The organism is Pseudomonas sp. Hp2, assembly GCF_006386585.1.
GTDB classification, from domain to species: Bacteria; Pseudomonadota; Gammaproteobacteria; order Xanthomonadales; family Xanthomonadaceae; genus Pseudomonas_S; species Pseudomonas_S boreopolis.
Genome location: NZ_VAHJ01000002.1, coordinates 470,845 through 489,495, shown reverse-complemented (window position 1 = coordinate 489,495; position 18,651 = coordinate 470,845). Strand labels below are relative to the sequence as shown.

The 18,651-nt window shown below is 62.5% G+C and carries 17 protein-coding genes; 7 read left to right on the top strand and 10 right to left on the bottom strand.

The genetic code is table 11. The annotated features are described in order from the left end of the window. Positions 1-4 precede the first annotated feature (4 nt). The 9 genes from pcaD to FD678_RS07200 form a co-directional block, all read right to left on the bottom strand. Positions 5-781, bottom strand: coding sequence for a 3-oxoadipate enol-lactonase (gene pcaD, locus FD678_RS07240; protein WP_140720702.1), 777 nt, complete (start codon positions 779-781; stop codon positions 5-7). Positions 782-783: 2 nt separating this feature from the next. Next, positions 784-1,989 (bottom strand): 3-oxoadipyl-CoA thiolase, encoded by a 1,206-nt coding sequence (pcaF, locus tag FD678_RS07235; RefSeq protein WP_140720700.1) that lies wholly within the window; start codon positions 1,987-1,989, stop codon positions 784-786. A 13-nt stretch (positions 1,990-2,002) separates the two neighbouring features. Then, complete coding sequence (locus tag FD678_RS07230; RefSeq protein WP_140720698.1) at positions 2,003-2,650, bottom strand: 3-oxoacid CoA-transferase subunit B; 648 nt, start codon at positions 2,648-2,650, stop codon at positions 2,003-2,005. Further along, on the bottom strand, positions 2,647-3,321 hold the full coding sequence (locus tag FD678_RS07225) for a 3-oxoacid CoA-transferase subunit A (RefSeq protein ID WP_140721917.1): 675 nt from the start codon (positions 3,319-3,321) through the stop codon (positions 2,647-2,649). The genes FD678_RS07230 and FD678_RS07225 overlap by 4 nt, the downstream gene beginning before the upstream one ends. Positions 3,322-3,404: 83 nt before the next feature. Continuing rightward, positions 3,405-4,697, bottom strand: a complete 1,293-nt coding sequence (gene salA, locus FD678_RS07220) for a salicylate 1-monooxygenase (protein WP_140720696.1) — start codon at positions 4,695-4,697, stop codon at positions 3,405-3,407. 13 nt (positions 4,698-4,710) lie between these two features. Further along, a complete protein-coding gene (locus FD678_RS07215) occupies positions 4,711-5,616 on the bottom strand; it encodes a SphA family protein (RefSeq protein ID WP_177497617.1) in 906 nt (301 codons plus the stop codon). An 80-nt stretch (positions 5,617-5,696) separates the two neighbouring features. Beyond that, positions 5,697-6,635 carry a catechol 1,2-dioxygenase gene (gene catA / locus FD678_RS07210; RefSeq protein ID WP_140720693.1) on the bottom strand — a complete coding sequence of 313 codons (939 nt, stop codon included), beginning with the start codon at positions 6,633-6,635 and terminating at the stop codon, positions 5,697-5,699. Between the two features lie 77 nt (positions 6,636-6,712). After that, entirely contained in the window at positions 6,713-7,003 is a 291-nt protein-coding gene (gene catC / locus FD678_RS07205; RefSeq protein ID WP_140720690.1) for a muconolactone Delta-isomerase, read from the bottom strand. A gap of 14 nt (positions 7,004-7,017) precedes the next feature. After that, positions 7,018-8,187: a muconate/chloromuconate family cycloisomerase gene (locus tag FD678_RS07200; RefSeq protein WP_140720688.1), complete on the bottom strand. Its 1,170-nt coding sequence runs from the start codon at positions 8,185-8,187 to the stop codon at positions 7,018-7,020. 167 nt (positions 8,188-8,354) lie between these two features. On the opposite strand from FD678_RS07200, the gene FD678_RS07195 reads away from it, so the two are divergent. Beyond that, on the top strand, positions 8,355-9,242 hold the full coding sequence (locus FD678_RS07195) for a LysR family transcriptional regulator (protein ID WP_140720686.1): 888 nt from the start codon (positions 8,355-8,357) through the stop codon (positions 9,240-9,242). A 246-nt stretch (positions 9,243-9,488) separates the two neighbouring features. Further along, positions 9,489-11,291, top strand: a complete 1,803-nt coding sequence (gene mobH / locus FD678_RS07190; RefSeq protein WP_140720684.1) for a MobH family relaxase — start codon at positions 9,489-9,491, stop codon at positions 11,289-11,291. Positions 11,292-11,441: 150 nt separating this feature from the next. Here the strand turns inward: mobH and FD678_RS07185 are convergent, their stop codons facing one another. Then, a complete protein-coding gene (locus FD678_RS07185) occupies positions 11,442-12,332 on the bottom strand; it encodes a LysR family transcriptional regulator (protein WP_140720682.1) in 891 nt (296 codons plus the stop codon). Positions 12,333-12,434: 102 nt separating this feature from the next. Between FD678_RS07185 and FD678_RS07180 the strand changes: the two genes are divergently transcribed. The 5 genes from FD678_RS07180 (at position 12,435) to FD678_RS07160 (ending at position 18,619) form a co-directional block, all read left to right on the top strand. After that, on the top strand, positions 12,435-13,061 hold the full coding sequence (locus FD678_RS07180; protein WP_140720680.1) for an NADPH-dependent F420 reductase: 627 nt from the start codon (positions 12,435-12,437) through the stop codon (positions 13,059-13,061). Between the two features lie 67 nt (positions 13,062-13,128). Next, positions 13,129-14,832 carry an alpha/beta fold hydrolase gene (locus FD678_RS20740; RefSeq protein ID WP_140720677.1) on the top strand — a complete coding sequence of 568 codons (1,704 nt, stop codon included), beginning with the start codon at positions 13,129-13,131 and terminating at the stop codon, positions 14,830-14,832. Between the two features lie 131 nt (positions 14,833-14,963). Then, positions 14,964-15,884: an alpha/beta hydrolase gene (locus tag FD678_RS07170; protein ID WP_218569562.1), complete on the top strand. Its 921-nt coding sequence runs from the start codon at positions 14,964-14,966 to the stop codon at positions 15,882-15,884. Positions 15,885-15,973: 89 nt separating this feature from the next. Further along, positions 15,974-17,113, top strand: a complete 1,140-nt coding sequence (locus FD678_RS07165; RefSeq protein WP_140720675.1) for an NAD(P)-dependent alcohol dehydrogenase — start codon at positions 15,974-15,976, stop codon at positions 17,111-17,113. Positions 17,114-17,167: 54 nt separating this feature from the next. After that, complete coding sequence (locus FD678_RS07160; RefSeq protein ID WP_140720673.1) at positions 17,168-18,619, top strand: aldehyde dehydrogenase; 1,452 nt, start codon at positions 17,168-17,170, stop codon at positions 18,617-18,619. The last annotated feature ends 32 nt before the right edge of the window (positions 18,620-18,651 follow it).

The following is an 18,651-nucleotide window of genomic DNA, read 5'->3' as shown; positions in this document are numbered from 1 at the left end:
GCCATCACTCCCGCAGGAACTCCAGCAACAGCGCATTGAACGCCGATGCCGATTCGATGTTGACGATATGCCGCCCCCCCAGTGAGACATGCCTTCCATGCCGGACGGCGTCAGCGATGGACTGCAGGTCACCCGGCGGACACACCGGATCATCGTCGCCGGAGACCGCCAGCAGAGGATGGGGAATCGTGTGGATCTCTTCCCGCAGATCCGCGCCGGCCAGCGCTGCGCAACAGCCGTTGTAGCCATCGGGATCCACAGCGACGAAGGCGGCGAGGATCTCATCCACCACCGGCTTGTGCTCGGCATTGAACCGGGGCGTGAACCAGCGCTCGGCGGTGGCCGCGGCCATGTGCTCCAGGCCTTGTTCCTGCACCTGCTCGATGCGGGCCTTCCACCCGTCCGCCGAACCGATCTTGGCCGCGGTGGCGCAGACCACGAGCCTGTCCAGGCGATCGCCCTTGTTCACCCCGAGCCATTGCCCGGTCAAGCCGCCGATGCTCAGGCCGCAGAAGTGAACCTTCTCGATCTCCAGTGCATCCAGCAGGGCAATCACGTCATTGCCCAAATCTTCCAGCGCATACGGTGGTGGTGGTGTGGTCGAGCGACCATGGCCACGCCGGTCGTAGCGCAGCACGCGGAACCGCCGCGATAGCTCAGCCACCTGCGCGTCCCACATGTGCAGGTCGGTGCCGAGCGAATTGCAGAAAAGCAGCCACGGCCCGGCGACGCCATCGACGGTGTAGTGCAACCTGTGCGTGGCGAGTTCGATGAAGGCCATGCTCACACCCTCTCGACGGCCAGTGCCAGGCCCATGCCCACGCCGATGCACAGCGTGGCCAGTCCGAGTTTGCCACCGGTCTTCTCCAACTGGTGGGTCAAGGTCAACGCCAGCCGCGCCCCGCTCATGCCCAGCGGATGCCCCAGGGCGATCGCGCCGCCATTGGCATTGACCTGCGGCGCATCGTCGGCCAGCCCGAGCTGGCGCAGCACCGCCAGCGACTGGCTGGCGAAGGCCTCGTTGAGTTCGATGGCGTCGAAATCACCGATGTCCAGGCCCAGACGCGCCATCAGCTTGCGCGCCGCCGGTACCGGGCCTACCCCCATCACCCGGGGCTCGACGCCCGCCGAGGCAAGTCCGAGGATTCGCGCACGCGGGGTCAGGCCAAACCGCTTGACGGCGTCCTCCGAGGCAATCACCAGTGCCGCCGCACCGTCGTTGATGCCGCTGGAATTGCCGGCGGTCACGGTGCCGTCAGCGAACAAGGCCCTCAGCTTCGCCAGCGCCTCCAGGCTGGTGTCAGGACGCGGATGTTCGTCGATGGAAACCTGGACGATCTCGCCTCTTTTCTTGCCCGGCACCTGCACCGGAATGATCTCTTCGGCAAAGAATCCCGACCGCTGCGCCTGCGCTGCGCGTTGTTGACTACGCAGGGCGAATGCGTCCTGGTCTTCGCGGCTGATCCGGTAGTCGGTGGCCACGTTCTCACCGGTCTGCGGCATGGTCTCGGTGCCGTAGAGCGCTTTCAGTTCGGGGTTGACGAAGCGCCAGCCCATCGTGGTGTCTTCCAGCTGCTGCGCCCGGCCAAAGGCCGTATCAGCCTTGCCAATCACCAAGGGCGCCCGGCTCATTGACTCCACGCCGCCCGCGATGGTGAGGTCGAGTTCGCCCGTCCTGATGCCACGCGCGGCCTGGCCTACCGCCTCCAGCCCCGACGCGCACAGGCGGTTGAGCGTCACGCCTGGCACCGAAACCGGCAATCCGGCCAAGAGCAGGCTCATCCGCGCCACGTTGCGATTGTCCTCGCCGGCCTGGTTGGCACAGCCGTAGAACACCTCGTCGACCGCCTGCGGATCGAGATCCGGATTGCGTTCGAGCAGGGCCCGAATCGGCAGCGCACCGAGGTCGTCGGCGCGGATGTTCGCCAGGATCCCGCCATAGCGACCGATCGGCGTACGGGCAGCATCGCAAATGAAGGCTTCGGACATTCAATCTCTCCCTTTACATGGCCAGTTCGAGGTGCACGCCGGTGAGCCGGCGCAGTTCGTCGAGCGTGGTGCCTTCGACCATTTCAACCACCTTCGCGCCGTCCTTGCCGACATCGAACACGCCGTGGTCGGTATACACCCGGGAGACGCAGCCCAGGCCTGTGACGGGATAGGTGACGTGCTCGACAAGCTTGCTCTCGCCTTTCTTGGTCAGCAGATCCATCATCACGAATACCTGTTTGGCGCCGATGGCCAGGTCCATCGCGCCGCCCACCGCCGGGATCGCATCCGGGGCACCGGTACTCCAGTTCGCCAGATCGCCGTTCGTGGCGACCTGGAAGGCACCGAGCACGCAAATGTCCAGATGCCCGCCGCGCATCATCGCGAACGAATCGGCGTGGTGGAAAAACGCGCCGCCGGCGAGCAAGGTGACCGGCTGCTTGCCGGCATTGATCAGTTCGGGATCCTCCTTGCCCGCCTCCGGCGCCGGCCCCATGCCGAGCAGACCATTTTCCGATTGCAGGAAGATTTCCTTGTCTTTCGGCAGATAGTTGGCGACCGACGTCGGCAAGCCGATCCCCAGGTTGACATACGCCGCTTCGGGAATGTCCCTGGCCACGCGTGCGGCAAGTTGTTCTCGGCTCCACAGCTGTGCGCTCATCGGCTTTTCCCTCCAACTGCGACCACGCGTTGCACGAAGATGCCAGGCGTGATGATGCTCTCCGGATCAAGCGCACCCAGCTCGACGATCTCCCCGACCTGCGCAATGGTGGTTTTCGCCGCCATCGCCATGATCGGGCCAAAGTTGCGCGCGGTCTTGCGGTACACGAGATTGCCCCAACGGTCGCCCCTGCCCGCCTTGATCAGGGCGAAATCCGCGGAGATGGGGAATTCGAGCACATAGTGCTTGCCATCGATCTCGCGCGTCTCCTTGCCTTTTGCCAACTCGGTCCCGTAGCCGGTCGGCGTGAAGATCGCGCCCAGCCCCGAACCGGCTGCATGGATGCGTGCAGCGAGGTTGCCTTGGGGTACCAGTTCCAAGTCGATCTCGCCTGCCTTGTAGGCTGCGTCGAAATGCCAAGAATCGCTCTGCCGCGGGAACGAGCAGATGATCTTTCTCACCCGCTTGTTCGCGATCAGCGCCGCCACTCCGCTGTCCCCGTTGCCTGCATTGTTGTTGATCAGCGTCAACTCGCGTGCACCGTGCGCGATCAGGGCGTCTATCAGCTCATCCGGCATGCCTGCCGTGCCAAACCCGCCGATCATGACTGTCGCGCCATCATGGATATCGGTCACCGCTTCCGCGCACGTCTTGAATGTCTTGTCGATCATTGAAGTTTCATCAGGTTGGATCCTCTTCCCGGATCGCTGAATCGCGATGTCGGCGCAGGCCAACACCGGGCGATACGCTATCGTCACGCCGAGCTTGCGGCCCATCCCAGTTCGCGCCGTGCCCGTGCGATGTCGGCATCGACATCGTGGTTCCACAGCCAATCAAACCGGGACGCGAGCGCCTGCCCCTGCAGTACCGGATCGTTGCCAATTTCCGGACTGCGCCGCTCGTACAACTCGCCCGCCTCCCACGAGGTTTGTTGGACACGACAGGCCCGCGGGCGACGAACGCGGTCATAGACCTCCAGCAGCGCCGGGATCTGCCCGCGATCCGGAGCCGCCGTTTGCAGCAACCGGGCAAGAAAATAGGCATCTTCCAGGCCCTGGCCAGCGCCCGCCCCTTGGTGCGGCAACATCGCGTGCGCGGCGTCTCCGATCAGCGCGACACGCCCGTGTATGTAGGTCGGCAACTGCGCCAAGTCGTGCAGCGCCCAGTAGGTCGGCGCATCGATGCATTCCAACAAGGTACGTGCCGCCGTCCCCCAATGCCCGAAGGCATCGAGCATTTCACGGCGACTTGCCTCACGCACCCACGGCTGTCCCTGCGGCCACTCGGGGTGGGGGATGGTCCGATCCGATACGAAGGCCACCACGTTGACAAGGCGCCCCTTCTTCACCGGAAAGGTCAGAATGTGCGCATCCAATCCCAGGTACATCTGGGGCACATCGACCAGATGCGTGTCCACGCCCGCAACGGTGAAGGCCTCACGCAGGCGCTGGCTGTCGATCATGCCGCGATACGCGCAGGTGCCGGTGAATCGCGGCGAGACGCCTGGATGCCCCGATGCCCCCAAGACCAGGTCCCGCAGGGAAGACTTGATGCCATCGGCCGCGATCAGCATGTCGCAGCCGTATTCGCTACCGTCGACGAAACGCACACGCACGCCATCAGCGTCCTGTTCCAGGGCACACGCACGCTTGCCAAAGTTCGTCATCGCGGCCGGCAGGCGCTTGGCGAGCGCATCGAGGAAGTCGGCCCGGTGCACCGACGATTGCCCCAACCCGGGCGCGATGCTGGCGCCGATGTAGCCGGCATCCTCGCAATTGCGCCACTCGAACCAGATGTCCTGCCAGGGTGCCGGGGTGGAGTCGGCCAGGGCCTCGTAGGCTTCGCCCATGCCCAGGCCAGAGATGGCGCGCACGGCGTTCGGACCGAAGGACACTCCGGCACCGATCTCACCGAAGGCCGATGCCGACTCGAACAATTGCACGTCCAGATGAGGACAATTCCGCAGGCCAAGCGCCAAGCCAACGCCGGCGATGCCGCCGCCCACGATGCCGATGCGCAATGCCGGGAGGGAGGATCGGGAGCTCATTTCGGCGCACTCCTCATAGCGGAAACGTCGCCTTGACCGTGAACACCGAGCCTTGTGGCCGATTGCGAACGTCGAATTCCGGAGCGTACTTGCCCGTGACGAACCAGCCCTTGCCGCTGTCGTACTTCACGTCCGGCCCGAGAGCGTAGGCGCGCCCCTTGTAGTCGGCAATGGTCTGGCCATACTGTTTGTCATCGGTGGTCTGTCGATAAACGAAACCGCCGACACCCAACGTCCAGTGTTGCCCAACGCTCCAGCCGACAGCGACATCCGCGATGAACTCCTGCCCGGATTTATAGTGTGTGTCCGAGTTCTTGGCATTGAACTCGTACATCACCTTCGCGGAGAAGTTGAGGCCATCGGGATTCACATAGTCGAACGCGTACAGCGGCTGCACCGCCCAGTAGTTTCGCCCGGTATTGGCGATGTCGTTGACGTCGTAAGCGCCAGTCGGCGCGAATATATCCAGCGCCAGAAGGCCGTGCGCGTGCTGCGAATAGTGATAGCCGATGGCCGGCCCGAATGTGATGTCACCCTGCGCAAACTTGTGGTCGCTCACATGCATCCCTGCGGCCGGGCTGAGCGAAACTCGCTGATCCATGAAGGGCACGAGCACGTGCCATGCCAGTTGCCCACCCAGCAGGTGCTGATTCGTTACCCAGATCAGGCGTGGGGCGATGACGTTGACGTCGAGGTCGAAGTCGTTGTGGATTTCGCGACCGGAATTGTCGCGCAGCTTGTCCGCCGAATACGAATAGGCATAGACAATGCCGTACATCCCCGGCGGCGGCATTGCACCCGCCATGAAGTTCTCGATGCCGGGTGCGTACATCTGGCCACCACCCTCGGTCGCACTCGCCGGCATGGTTACCGACGATGCGCCTACCGCCAACATCAATGTGATGCTCTTGCGTTCCATTTCCCTGCTCCCTTGGTCGGTGCGTCGCATGTTTCGAACGAAGCGGCAATGGATCGCGCCGCCGCCGAGCATTGCGGGGCCTACGCGGCCTTGACTTCGGCGCGCGGACGATGGACGAGTTGATTGTCCACGCCGTGCACCCGCGGGGTCAGGGTGAAATTGAACTCGATCTCCTTGTAGGCATCGGCTTTCAGCCCGAGCGCTGCACCACCGGTCTTCTCGATCACGTGCGGAATCAGTTCTTCGCGCGTCGCGTAGGCGAAGTCATCCCAGATCAGGGGATCGCCTTCGATGTTGAATTGCGTGGTGAGCTTGCGGAACTGGTCCGTGGTGACGAAGAAATGGACGTGCGCAGGCCGATTGCCGTGGCGGGCCAGCACATTGAGCAATTGCTGGGTAGCGCCCTGCGGCGGACACCCGTAGCCGACCGGCATGAGCGTGCGGAATTCGTACTTCCCATCGGTCCCGGTGCGCACCGCGCCCCTCAGGTCGAACTCCGGCAGCTTCCCGGTTGGATCGAAGTGCGAATAGAAGCCCCGGGAATCCGCATGCCAGCATTCCACCAACGCGCCGGCGACAGGCTGGCCGTCGGGCCCAACCACGCTTCCACGAATCACCAGCGGGCCTGCATCCGGGTCATCGACGATGTCGATCTTTGCCACGCCGTCCTTGACCGGAGCACCGGCGACGTACAACGGCCCCTCGATGGTGCGAGGCGTGCCCCAGGTCAATCCCAGAGCGACGTCTTCGGCGTCGAGGCGAATATCGATGTATTTCTCCAGACCGAGACCGGCGGCCAGCAGTGCGGCTTCGCCATCGGCGCCGAGCTTGTTGAAGTAGTTCACTCCGGCCCAGATTTCGTCAGCGGTGATGTCCAGGTCGTCGATGGCTTTGAACAGGTCGCTCAACAAGCGGTGGACGATTTCCTTGGCGCGCTTGTCGCCACCTTCGCCGTCGATATTGGTAGCCGCCTTCAGCAGATCCTGGACTTCCTTCGTATTGAAAACCTTGACGCTCATTGTTGTTCCCTCCTCACCGGGTTGTCATTGAAGCTGCAACCAGGCTCGTCACAGGCCACCTGGTTCGCCGAGATTGATCAGGTATCGTCCTCACGGATCGACGATGGATGACGCAACAGGGGCGTCACTGAAATCTTCATGTACGGAAACAACGGCAACCCCGCCAGCAGGTTGTGCAGTTCCTCGTTGCTTTCGACATCGAAGATGCTGTAGTTCGCGTACTCGCCGGCGATGCGCCAGATGTGGCGCCACTTGCCGCACTTCTGCAGCTCCTGCGAATACGCCTTTTCCCTGGCGATCGTGTCGGTGCGGATCTGCGGATCGAGATCGCCGGGAATGTTCACGTCCATACGTACGTGGAAAAGCATCTTCGTCTTCCTACCTATTGAGTAATTTTGGTGAAACCGCTGCGGGTGAAGCGCTTGAGCTTCTCCTCATCCAGTTCCAGGCCCAGGCCTGGGCCGCTTGGAACCGCCATCGAGAATTCGCTGTAGTCCAGCGGCTGGGTCAGAATTTCCTCGGTCAGCAGCAAAGGCCCGAAAAGTTCAGTGCCCCACTTAAGTTCGTTGAAAGTGCTGAACAGGTGCGCGGATGCCACCGTACTGACGGCGCCTTCGAGCATGGTGCCCCCGTACAACTCGATACCCGCGGCATCGGCGATGGCCACGGTGCGCTGGGCGGCGAACAGCCCGCCGTTCTGCTCGATCTTGATCGCGAACACGTCGGCGCCGCCGGCCTTGGCGATTTCGTAGGCGACCTGTGGGCCGGTGATGGACTCGTCGGCCATCAAGGGCACGCGGAAACGTTGCTGTTTCAACCGCACCAGGCCAGCAGCGGTGGCGACAGGCTGCTCGACCAGGTCGCATCCGACGTCCGCCAGCGCGGCCATGCCCCAGGCCGCATCGGTATCGCCCCAGGCCATGTTCACGTCCACCCGCACGGACCCGCGATCGCCAACCGCCTTCTTGATCTCGGCCACGTGCCTGATGTCGGTCTTGATGTCCTTGGCACCGATCTTCAGCTTGAAGATGTTGTGACGGCGCTCGGCAAGGAAGCGTTCTGCTTCGGCGATATCCTTCGCGGTATCGCCGGAAGCCAGCGTCCACGCAACCGGCAGGCGTTCGCGACGGCGGCCGCCGAGCAATTCACTGATGCTCAGACCGGTACGCTTGCCCAGCGCGTCCAGCAAAGCGGTTTCGACCGCGCTCTTGGCAAAGCGGTTGTCCTTGACCATCTTGCCGATGCGGGCCATCAGTGCCTGCACACCGTTGGCATCCTGGCCAATCATCACCGGTGCGAAATAGCTGTCGATGTTGAGCTTCATGCTCTCGGGACTTTCGCCGCCGTAAGCGGTGCCGCCGATCGTGGTGCCCTCGCCGATGCCGACGGTGCCATCGCTGCAATACACCTTGACCAGCATCAGGGTCTGGCCGTTCATCACCGCCACCGACAGCTTGTGCGGTCGGACGGTGGGCAGATCGACCAGACAGGTCTCCACCCGTTCGATGGACGGGGAGGCTGAAGCTATTGCACTGGCAAGGACGGCGTTCATGTTGCCGTTTTAACCGGGCAATTTCCGTGCCGTCCAACACCTTTTGCGTCACTTTCAATACCCTAAAAGTATTGATATGCGTTAAGATGGTGCAAAATATGGGATTGTGCACCGCACCATACCTTGCCAGCATTGTTACCTGAACACGCCTAATGCGACTAAAGTCTATGGATCTGCGTCAGCTTCGCTATTTCGTCACCGTGGCCCGTGAGCGCAACTTCACCCGAGCCGCCGAGCAGCTCGGCATCGCGCAACCACCGTTGAGTAGACAGATCCAGTCGCTTGAGGAGGAGCTTGGTGTCTCATTGCTGATTCGCAATTCGCGTCCTGTACGGCTGACCGATGCAGGTCGTCTGTTCTTCGAGCAAGCAATGCAGATCCTTGGCCGCGTGGAGCAGTTACAAGTCGCTACCCGTAGAGTCGGGATGCACCAGCGCAGCGTGTTGTCGATCGGTTTCGTGGCATCCACGTTGTATGGCGGCTTGCCAATATTGGTTAGGAAACTCCGCCAATGCGCACCTGAACTGGACATTCAACTCGTGGAACTGATGTCGGTACAACAGATACCGGCCTTGAAGGAAGGGCGCATCGACATCGGGTTTGGCCGGGTGCGCCACAGCGATCCAAGTGTGGCGGGCACCGTGCTGCATGAAGAGCGCCTCGCAGTGGCCGTGCCGACCAACTCACCGATGGCTCAAGAAACAGCGCCGCTACCGATCAAGCAATTGTCCAGACAACGACTGATTGTGTACCCCAAGGAGCCGCGCCCCGGGTTTGCTGACGAAGTGTTGAACGTGCTGCATGGGCATGGAGTGCAGCCTGGAGAAGTGCTAGAAGTGCGCGAAATACAGACAGCCCTGGGCTTGGTCGCAGCCGAGTTCGGTGTATGCCTGATTCCATCCTCAGCGCGGCAAATGCGCCAGGACGTGCATTTCCGGATGATCGACAGCCCTCGCGCGATTTCGCCGGTTATATTCAACCATCGTGTCAACGACACCTCCAAATACGTCGAGCTGGTGAAGGGCTTGATACCGGAGATGTACGCGGAGCACTAGGCAGCAGCACTCTCGATGCCAGCCCTCAGAGGGGCATTGTCAAAGCCAACCGTGATTGGCATGCAGATGCCCTGCACAATGAATCAGGGCACCTCCCTTGCCGTATAGATAGTAGCTAGCGTGTCCTGTCGCCTCTACACCAGAGTGGAAAGGGCCGGCAAGGGGCAAGGGAACGGAGTCAAGGGGAAAGGCCCTACCCGAAAAGGCCAAAAGGCTCTCCCGCCCGCCCCTCAACAGGACTTCACCATGCTCTCGCTGTTCCAGCGGAAAAAAGCACCGCCCATCATCCGCGCAGCGCCAATGCCGCCCACTGATCCCCCGAAAGGGCTGCTGCGGCCGCAGTCGGCTTCGACGCTGCTGGCGACTTCGCGGCGGAAGAAACTCCTGGAACACATCTGGCAACGCACTGCGTTGTCCCGCAAGCAGTTCACCGCGCTGTACCTGGAGCCCCTGGAACACTATGCCGAACTCGTCCAGCAGTTTCCGGCCTCCGAGTCGCATCATCACGCTTATCCTGGGGGTATGCTGGATCACGGCCTGGAGGTCGTGGCATATGCGCTCAAGCTGCGGCAGTCCTACTTGCTCCCCAGCGGCACCACGCCCGAAGACCAGACCGCGCAATCTGAAGCCTGGACCGCTGCCGCGGCCTACGCTGCGCTGTTGCACGACATCGGCAAGGTTGCTGTCGACCTGCACGTCGAACAGGCCGACGGCAGCCTCTGGCACCCCTGGCATGGCCCCTTGCAGCAGCGCTACCGTTTCCGCTATCGACCCGACCGGGAGTACCGCCTGCACAGCGCAGCTTCCGGGTTGCTCTACATCCGCCTGCTCGACCGCGACATCCTAGACTGGCTCAGCGGCTTCCCTCTGCTGTGGTCGTCTCTGCTCTATGTGCTGGCCGGGCAGTACGAACATGCCGGCGTCCTTGGCGAACTGGTGATCCAGGCCGACCGCGCCTCGGTTGCCCAAGCGCTGGGCGGCGACCCGGCGAAGGCGATGGCGGCGCCGAAGCACGCGCTGCAGCGCAAGCTGCTCGATGGCCTGCGCTACCTGTTGCGTGAGGAACTGAAACTCAACCAGGCCGGCCCCGCCGATGGCTGGCTGACGCAGGATGCCCTGTGGCTGGTGAGCAAGACCGTCTCGGACAAGCTGCGCGCGCACCTGCTGTCGCAGGGCATCGACGGCATTCCGACCAGCAACAGCGCGGTGTTCAACGTGCTGCAGGACCACGGCATCCTCCAGCCTACGCCCGACGGCAAGGCGATCTGGCGGGCGACCATAAGCAGCGACAGTGGCTGGTCATACACCTTCACGCTGTTGCGCCTGGCGCCGGCCTTGATATGGGAAGGGAGTGATCGTCCTGTACCGTTTGCAGGCACCGTCACGGTGGTCACCGCGCCAGCAGCCGAGGACGGAACGCCACCGCCATCACCTGACGCTACCGCTTCGGTCATGGCAATGGCGTCACCACCTGCAGCTCCCTCTGGCGATGACCTCGATGCTCTGCTGGAACTGTTCAGCACGAACAGCGTGGCGGAGACAGAACCTCGACCTGCCGTAGAGTTGCCGCCACCGCTCGTCGAACGTAGCTCGCCCAGTGAGATCGAGGCGCAAGCCGTCTTCCTGGACAAAGCGCCTGCCAAGCCCGTCGCAAGCCCGTCAGGCGAGCACTTCGTTGAATGGCTGAAGCAGGGTGTCCAGTCGCGCAAGCTGATCATCAACGATTCCAAGGCGCTGGTGCATACCGTGGCCAATATGATCTACCTAGTCAGTCCCGGCGTATTCCAACGCTACGCTCGGGAGCACCCGCAAGTGGCATCGATTGCGAATCAGGAGCAGATCCCCGACTGGCAGTGGGTGCAGAAGCGATTCGAGAGGCTGCAACTGCACCGCAAGCAGGACAGCGGCCTGAACATCTGGACCTGTGAAGTCACTGGTCCGCGCAAATCGCGCCGACTGCATGGCTACCTTATGGACGATACCTTCCAACTATTCGATCAGGCTCCACCCAATAACCCCTACCTGACACTTGTCCCGACGGCACCCTAGCTTTCGCAGGCTCTACGTGGCACGCACCCAAGCCATTCGTGCTGCACGAAGATTGAAAAGGCGTCTCAGGTGTCAAATGGCATTATTGGGCAACGTTCCACGCTGCCCCGTGGGTTGATCGTCAGGCTCCACCAGCGGCGGCCTGCCGGGTCACGGGTCAGGCCCGAAGGCTTCCACGGCGAAGTCCAGGAAGCTCCTGAGCTTCGGGGTTATCCGTCGATCTGGTGCATAGAGCACATGCATGGGTCGCGACGGCACCTCGTATGCCGGCAGCAAGCGCACCAGGCGGCCATCTGCCAGCGCTTTACGCACCAATTCGAGTGGCTGCAACATGACCCCCATACCCGCCAGGGCGGCGCACAGCAGCGGCTCGCCGTGATCGACCATCAGCCGCCCGGAGACCGGGACGGTGATACGGCCATCCGGTCCATCAAACGTCCAGTGAGTCCGCAGTTCGGTATGTGAAAAGCCCAGGCATTCGTGCTGCTGCAGATCCTGGGGTGAGGTCGGCGCAGGCCGTCCATCGAGATAGCTTGGCGCGGCACACAGCACCAGTTGATAGGGCGCCAAAGGGCGTGCGATCAGCCGACTGTCGGTCAGCTCACCGACACGGAACACGACGTCATAACCTTCATCGGTCAGATCCACAGCTCGGTTGCTCAGACTCAGATCCACCTCGATGTGGGGATGGCGCTTCATGTAATCGGGCAGGCGTGGTGCCAACACACGCATACCAAAGCTGACCGGCGCGTTGACGCGCAGCCGCCCGGTGGGCACGGCCCGCGTCTCTTCCGCCAAGCTTTCTGCCGCCTCGACCTCGGCCAGGATGATCCGGGCACGCTCGTAGAACACGCGTCCGAAGTCCGTGAGGCTCTGGCGCCGCGTAGTTCGGTTGAGAAGCCGCACGCCCAGACGTTGCTCGATCCCCTGGACATGTCGCCCGATCAGCTGCGAGGACATTTTGAGGGCATCGGCCGCTGCGCTGAAAGAACCCAGATCCACCGCCTTGACGAACACGGCGAGGCTCGTAAGACGATCCATTTGAACTCCTGGGTTTCCAATGAAATCCAATTCTAGACATTTTTCTCGTTTCCATCCAAATCTAGCATAGCTACTTTCCCATAGCCCCTCAGGAGGCTCCCCATGAAGGTCGCAGTCATCGGAACCGGCAACATCGGCGGCGCCTACACCCGTGCGCTTGCCGAGGCCAGGTTCGAGGTCGTCGTCGGTGATCGTGATCCGGGCAAGGCAGCCACCCTCGCTCACGCAGTCGGCCCACAGGTACAAGGCGGTGGCATCGCCGCCGCCTTCAAGCTCGCCGACGTGGTGTTGCTGGCCCTGCCTTACCAGGCCATCGCCGGTATCCTGGCCGACGCGGGCGACCTGAGCGGCAAGGTGCTGATCGATGTCAGCAATCCGCTGAGCGAGGACTTCCAGAATCTGGTCGTCGGGCTGACGACATCCGCAGCGGAACAGATCCAGGCGGTGGCGCCGTCAGCACGTGTTGTGAAGGCATTCAACACCATCTTCGCCCAACTGGTTGCCGCCGACGCGCACGCTGGCAAACGCCTCCAGGCTTTCATCGCCAGCGATGATGCCGCAGCAAAAACCACGGTACAGGAACTGGCAACCAGGCTCGGCTTTGTCCCGGTCGACGCCGGCCCGCTGCGCAACAGTCGTTTCCTGGAACCCGTGGGGATGATGAACATCCAGTTCGGCTTCTTCCTTGGCGCGGGCCCGACCACCGCACCGTCCTGGGCGCACTCCTAGGACCGCCGACGTCTATGCCGGAACCACCCGGCGCAGACGCATCAATTTCCAAAGAGGATCGCCCATCATGCTGCCGAAATTGCTGCTCTTCCTGGGGCTCGCCATGAGCATTTCCCCCGCATTGGCCGATCCGGCCCAGAAGGTACTCGGCAAGGACTACGTCTTTCCCAACCGGATCGAAGGCCTGCCGCACAAACTCTCGGATTTCACGGACCTGCAGATCAACCGCTTCACCACGTCCGATGGCGCCGAGTTGGCCTATTGGGAAGCCGGCCAGGGCGAACCCCTGATCTTCATTCCGGGTTGGTCGGCCAACGGCGCTGAATACATCAACGTGATGTACCTGCTCAGCAAGCACTATCACGTCTATGTCCTCGACCCGCGCAACCAGGGGTTGTCTCAACGGGTGGAGTATGGCAGCCGGATCGCACGCTTCTCGATGGACCTCAAGGAATTTTCCGACCACCTCAAGCTGGACAAGGCCGACTACGTCGGTTGGTCGATGGGCGCTGCGGTGCTTTGGGGCTACATCGACCTATTCGGCACCCGCGGCATCGACAAGGCCGTGTTCGTCGATGAGCCGATCTCGATCTACTCGCACCAGGACTGGAGCGAACAGGAGCGGCTCGATGCCGGCGGCACCACGACCGCGCCCGAACGCATGGTCGCCGGCTTCACCCAAGGCGCACCGCTCAACAGCTTGGTGACTGACCTCTTGCCTTGGCAGCGCGTGCAGCTCAAGGACTCGCCTTACTTCGCCAATTCCTCGGCATTCGCCAGCACCTTCATCCACAACGATCCACAGGCGCTGGGGCGGGTGTTGTTCGACCATATCGTCAATGATTGGCGCGACGTCATCCGCCACAAGATCAATATCCCGGTAGCGATCTTTACCGGAGAACGCAGCAACAACCTGCCCAGCCAGCAATGGATGCACAAGACCATTCCCGGCTCGCAGCTCTACGTGTACACGGAGAAGGAACAGGGCGACCACTTCCTGATGTTCAAGAATCCGGTCAAGTTCACATCGGATCTCCGCGGATTCCTGTCGAAAGAGACAAAAGAGAACGTACGGAGCAGGCATGAGAATCGCCAATCCGCCAACGACTTGGATACGAGTGCTGCAGAATCCTACCGGCTATCTGGCGTGCAGCTTCGCCCATCGATGTACCTGGGGGAAGACACAGCGCTGGAGCTGAGGATGCCTTCCGCGAACTATCAAGATCCGGCCAAGGAGACGCTCAGCGATCGCGACTTCATGGCTTGGCTGCCGATAGACTTCCAGGACGGAACGGTCGAGGTCGAGGTGGCTAGTGAGCTGGCACCTGATGCGCCGGCGTACGCCAGGGGGTTTGTCGGAGTCAGCTTCCGAATCGACGAACAGGGGCGCTTCGAGAGCCTCTACCTGCGACCAACGAACAGCACGGCTGACGATCAAGTTCGTCGGAACCGCAGCGTGCAGTATGCCGCCTACCCTGACTTCCGGTTCCATCAGTTACGTGCCGAAGATCCCGGAAAGTACGAGTCATATGCCGATCTCGCTCTGGGACGATGGATCCATATGAGGCTGGTCGTGGCAGGAAGCCAAGCACGCCTGTATCTGGATCGAGATCCACAGCCAGCACTAATCGTCAACGATCTGAAGCTCGGGCCGACCCAGCGCGGCGGTGTGGGCATCTGGTTGGAATCGGGAACGATCGCGCACTTCCGACACCTGCGGGTGACGGCAGCCACTACCCCAATAGAGGTAGACGAGCCGCGGCGTTCCTGAACGACCACGGCCAGAAGGATTCTCCACTCGACCCATAACCATCGTTCGACAATAAAACCCATGGACATTCCACTGTGATTCGCACAAAGCTGATATCGCCGATATTGTTTCTGATCGGGACTGCCCTTGCCATGACCTCCCATGCGGGCACCACGCGGGAAGGCGACTTGGCGTTCGCAAGGCAAATGCGTCAGGATTTCAAGTCTTCCGTGGCATCGGTAGGCACGCCGGAGCGGGTTGCGGAACAGCGCGACTTCACGGTCGGCGCCGGAAAGCCGGAACGCCGGATTCCCGTGCGCCTGTACCTGCCGGCCAACACCGGGGAGGAGACGCTGCCGATCGTGCTGTTCATCCACGGAGGAGGCTTCGTCGCCGGCGATCTCGACTCCTACGACCCGATGCTCACGGGCCTGGCCAATCGCACCGGCGCGGCCGTTCTTTCCGTCGACTATCGCCTTGCGCCTGAAAATCCCTTTCCCGCCGGGCTGGAGGATGCCTATGCCGTATTGAAATGGGCAGCGAAGAATGCCTCATCTTTCGGAGCAGACGGAAGTCGCATTGCGATCAGCGGCGACAGTGCCGGCGGCAACATTGCGGCCGCGACCGCAATGCTTGCGCGCGACCGACACGGCCCGAAGCTGAAGGCACAGCTTCTCATGTATCCGACCGTGAGCAACAAGATGGACACCCCCTCCTGGAAGGAGCTGGGGGAAACCCATTTCCCGACTCGCGAGATCAATTCCAAGGTGATCGACGCATACGTCCCTGCTGGCACGAGTCACTATGCGCCGCTGGTTGCGCCCCTGTGGGGCGATCACCAGAAACTGCCGCCAGCCCTCATCATCGTGGGGAACCTCGATCCGCTGCGTGATGAGGATAAGGACTATGCTGAAAAAATGCGTCTTGCCGGTGGCGAAGCGCAGGTCATCGTCTATCCAAATGCACAGCATGGATTTGTGCAGTTCTACCAACAGAAGGACAAGAATCCAGATGGCGAAGTGGCCCTCGCCGATGGCGCAAGATTCCTTATGGAAAAGTTGAAATCTGAATAAAGAAATTTCCTGGACAGAATAAATGCAAGTCGAGTTCATCCCTTGGCGCATAGCCGTGGGCTTTTCATATCAACCGACAGGAGGCTCCAATGACTCACGATAATGCCCCGCTACTGCCGATTCGTGCCGCTGTGGCGCGTGAAGTCGGCCAACCGCTCCACCTGGAGTCGGCCACCTTGGAGCCCCCGCGCGATGACGAAGTGCTGGTACGCCTGGTCGCCAGCGGCGTGTGCCACACCGACATGGTGGTGCGCGACCAGCATATGGCCACGCCTCTGCCGATGATCCTCGGCCACGAAGGCTCGGGCATCGTCGAGAAAGTCGGCGCCGCGGTGTCCACTGTCGAGCCGGGCGACCATGTGGTGATGACCTACATGTACTGCGGGCTGTGCGCTCCGTGTTCAACCGGACACCCGGCGCATTGCGAGCACATGGGCCAGCTCAACTTCGCTGGTGCCCGCATGGATGGCAGTTCCTCGGCACATGATGCGCAAGGTCATCCGCTCCACGATCATTTCTTCGGCCAGTCATCCTTCGCGACCCACGCGATCGCCAACGAGCGCAACGTCGTCAAGGTCCGCACGGACGTCCCGCTGGAACTGCTCGGCCCGTTGGGATGCGGCATCCAGACCGGCTCCGGCGCGGTACTCAACGCATTGAAGGTCCACGCCGGCACCTCGTTCGCCGCCTTTGGCACCGGCGCGGTGGGCCTGGCCGCACTGATGGCCGCGCGCGTGGCCGGCGCCACGACCATCATCGCGGTGGATGTGAACCCGGCCCGTCTCGCGCTGGCACTGGAACTGGGCGCGACGCATGCCATCAACAGCCGTGAGCAAGACCCTGTCGCCGAGATCCGTACGATCACCAGTGGTGGCGCCGACTTCACGCTCGAATGCAGCGGCCGTGCCGAGGTGCTTCGCCAGGCCATCGACAGTCTGGGGATGCTGGGCACGTGCGGCATCGTCGGCGCCACCCGAGAGGGCACGGAAGCCAGCTTCAACGTCAACGACGTGATGATTCCCGGCCGCAGGATCATGGGCATCGTCCAGGGCGACGTGGTCTCGCGCACCTTCATTCCCGAGTTGATCGAACTGTACCGGCAGGGCCGCTTTCCTTTCGACCGGCTGGTCAAGTTCTATCCCTTCGAGGAGCTGAACCAGGCCATGGCCGACAGCGAGAGCGGCATCACCATCAAGCCCATCCTGCGGCTGTCCGAGGTTTCCTTCTGACGCGACCGATCGAATCCGGCCGCGGCATTGCATCCACATCACGAGAAGCACTTCATGAAAACACGCCTCATCATCGACAACACGCCACGCGAGGCCGAACACGGCGCCACCTTCGAGCGCCGCCACCCCGTCACCGGCGAGCTGGTCACCACCGGCGCGGCCGCATCGGTCAACGATGCCCTGGCGGCGGCCGATTCTGCGGCGGCCGCCTTCGCCGATTGGTCAACCACCGGCCCGTCCACTCGCCGGGCCATCCTGCTCAAGGCCGCGGACATTCTGGAAACCAGGATCCCGGAGTTCTGCAAGGTCATGGCCGCCGAAGTCGGCGCCTCCGAACTGTGGGCGACGTTCAATGTGCGTGGATCTGCCGCGTTGTTCCGCGAGGCAGCCGGCCTGGCCACCCAGATCCAGGGGGAGACCATCCCCACCGACAAGCCGGGTACCTTCTCGATGACCTTGCGCCAGGCTGCGGGTGTGGTGCTGAGCATCGTGCCGTGGAATGGTCCGGTGCTGCTCGGTGCGCGCGCCATCGCCTATCCGCTGGTCTGCGGCAACCCGGTGATCTTCAAGGCATCCGAGAGCAGTCCGCGCACCCACGAACTGCTGGTATCCAGCCTGTATGAAGCCGGCCTTCCGGCTGGCGTGCTCAACTTCCTCACGTCCACCCCCACCGATGCCGGCGCGGTGACCGAGGCATTGATCGCCCACCCTGCGGTGCGCCGGGTCAACTTCACCGGTTCGACCAAGGTTGGCCGCATCATCGCCGAGACTTCCGCGCGCTATCTCAAGCGCAGTCTGCTGGAACTGGGCGGCAAGGCGCCGTTCGTGGTGCTGGACGATGCAGACCTGGATGGCGCGGTCAATGCCGCCATCTTCGGCACGTTCCTGTACCAGGGCCAGATCTGCATGTCGACCGAGCGTTTCGTGGTGGACGAGAAGATCGCCGACGCGTTCGTCGAGCGCTTCGCCGGCCGCGCCCAGGCCTTGCTCGCGGCCGATCCGCGCGAGAACCCGGGCTGCGTCATCGGCCCGATGGTCAGCCCCGCCTCCGGCGAGCGCCTCAATCACATGCTGGAGGACGCCGTGTCCAAGGGCGCGGTGATCGTGGCCGGTGGCGATGCCGAGGGCGCCAGGATGCCGGCAACCATCGTCGACCACGTCAAGCCGGGCATGGTCATCTATGGGGAAGAGACCTTCGGCCCTGTGACCACCATCGTGCGGGTCAACGGCATCGAAGAGGCGGTCCGCGTCGCCAACGACAGCGAATACGGCCTGTCCTCGGCGGTGTTCGGAAGCAACATCAACCGTGCGTTGTCGGTCGCCGCTCGCCTGCAGTACGGCTGCGTCCACGTCAATGGCGCCACCGTGCAGAACGAGGCCCAGGCCCCCTACGGCGGCATGAAGAACAGCGGCTACGGGCGCTTCGACGGCCGCGCGGTCATCGACGAGTTCACCGAGGTCAAGTGGGTCACGCTGGAAGACCCGGCCCAGCCCTATCCGTTCTGAGGACTTTGGCCCAACGCAGCAGCCGTCTCGTC

Bases quoted from the DNA above. Each gene is read 5' to 3' on its own strand.
- FD678_RS07180 (WP_140720680.1), top strand. From the start codon at position 12,435: ATGAAGGTCGCAGTCATCGGAACCGGCAACATCGGCGGCGCCTACACC.
- FD678_RS07165 (WP_140720675.1), top strand. From the start codon at position 15,974: ATGACTCACGATAATGCCCCGCTACTGCCGATTCGTGCCGCTGTGGCG.
- catC (WP_140720690.1), bottom strand. From the start codon at position 7,003: ATGCTTTTCCACGTACGTATGGACGTGAACATTCCCGGCGATCTCGAT.
- FD678_RS07195 (WP_140720686.1), top strand. From the start codon at position 8,355: ATGGATCTGCGTCAGCTTCGCTATTTCGTCACCGTGGCCCGTGAGCGC.
- pcaF (WP_140720700.1), bottom strand. From the start codon at position 1,989: ATGTCCGAAGCCTTCATTTGCGATGCTGCCCGTACGCCGATCGGTCGC.
- FD678_RS07185 (WP_140720682.1), bottom strand. From the start codon at position 12,332: ATGGATCGTCTTACGAGCCTCGCCGTGTTCGTCAAGGCGGTGGATCTG.
- FD678_RS07160 (WP_140720673.1), top strand. From the start codon at position 17,168: ATGAAAACACGCCTCATCATCGACAACACGCCACGCGAGGCCGAACAC.
- FD678_RS20740 (WP_140720677.1), top strand. From the start codon at position 13,129: ATGCTGCCGAAATTGCTGCTCTTCCTGGGGCTCGCCATGAGCATTTCC.
- mobH (WP_140720684.1), top strand. From the start codon at position 9,489: ATGCTCTCGCTGTTCCAGCGGAAAAAAGCACCGCCCATCATCCGCGCA.
- FD678_RS07225 (WP_140721917.1), bottom strand. From the start codon at position 3,321: ATGATCGACAAGACATTCAAGACGTGCGCGGAAGCGGTGACCGATATC.
- FD678_RS07170 (WP_218569562.1), top strand. From the start codon at position 14,964: ATGACCTCCCATGCGGGCACCACGCGGGAAGGCGACTTGGCGTTCGCA.
- salA (WP_140720696.1), bottom strand. From the start codon at position 4,697: ATGAGCTCCCGATCCTCCCTCCCGGCATTGCGCATCGGCATCGTGGGC.
- catA (WP_140720693.1), bottom strand. From the start codon at position 6,635: ATGAGCGTCAAGGTTTTCAATACGAAGGAAGTCCAGGATCTGCTGAAG.
- FD678_RS07200 (WP_140720688.1), bottom strand. From the start codon at position 8,187: ATGAACGCCGTCCTTGCCAGTGCAATAGCTTCAGCCTCCCCGTCCATC.
- FD678_RS07215 (WP_177497617.1), bottom strand. From the start codon at position 5,616: ATGGAACGCAAGAGCATCACATTGATGTTGGCGGTAGGCGCATCGTCG.
- FD678_RS07230 (WP_140720698.1), bottom strand. From the start codon at position 2,650: ATGAGCGCACAGCTGTGGAGCCGAGAACAACTTGCCGCACGCGTGGCC.
- pcaD (WP_140720702.1), bottom strand. From the start codon at position 781: ATGGCCTTCATCGAACTCGCCACGCACAGGTTGCACTACACCGTCGAT.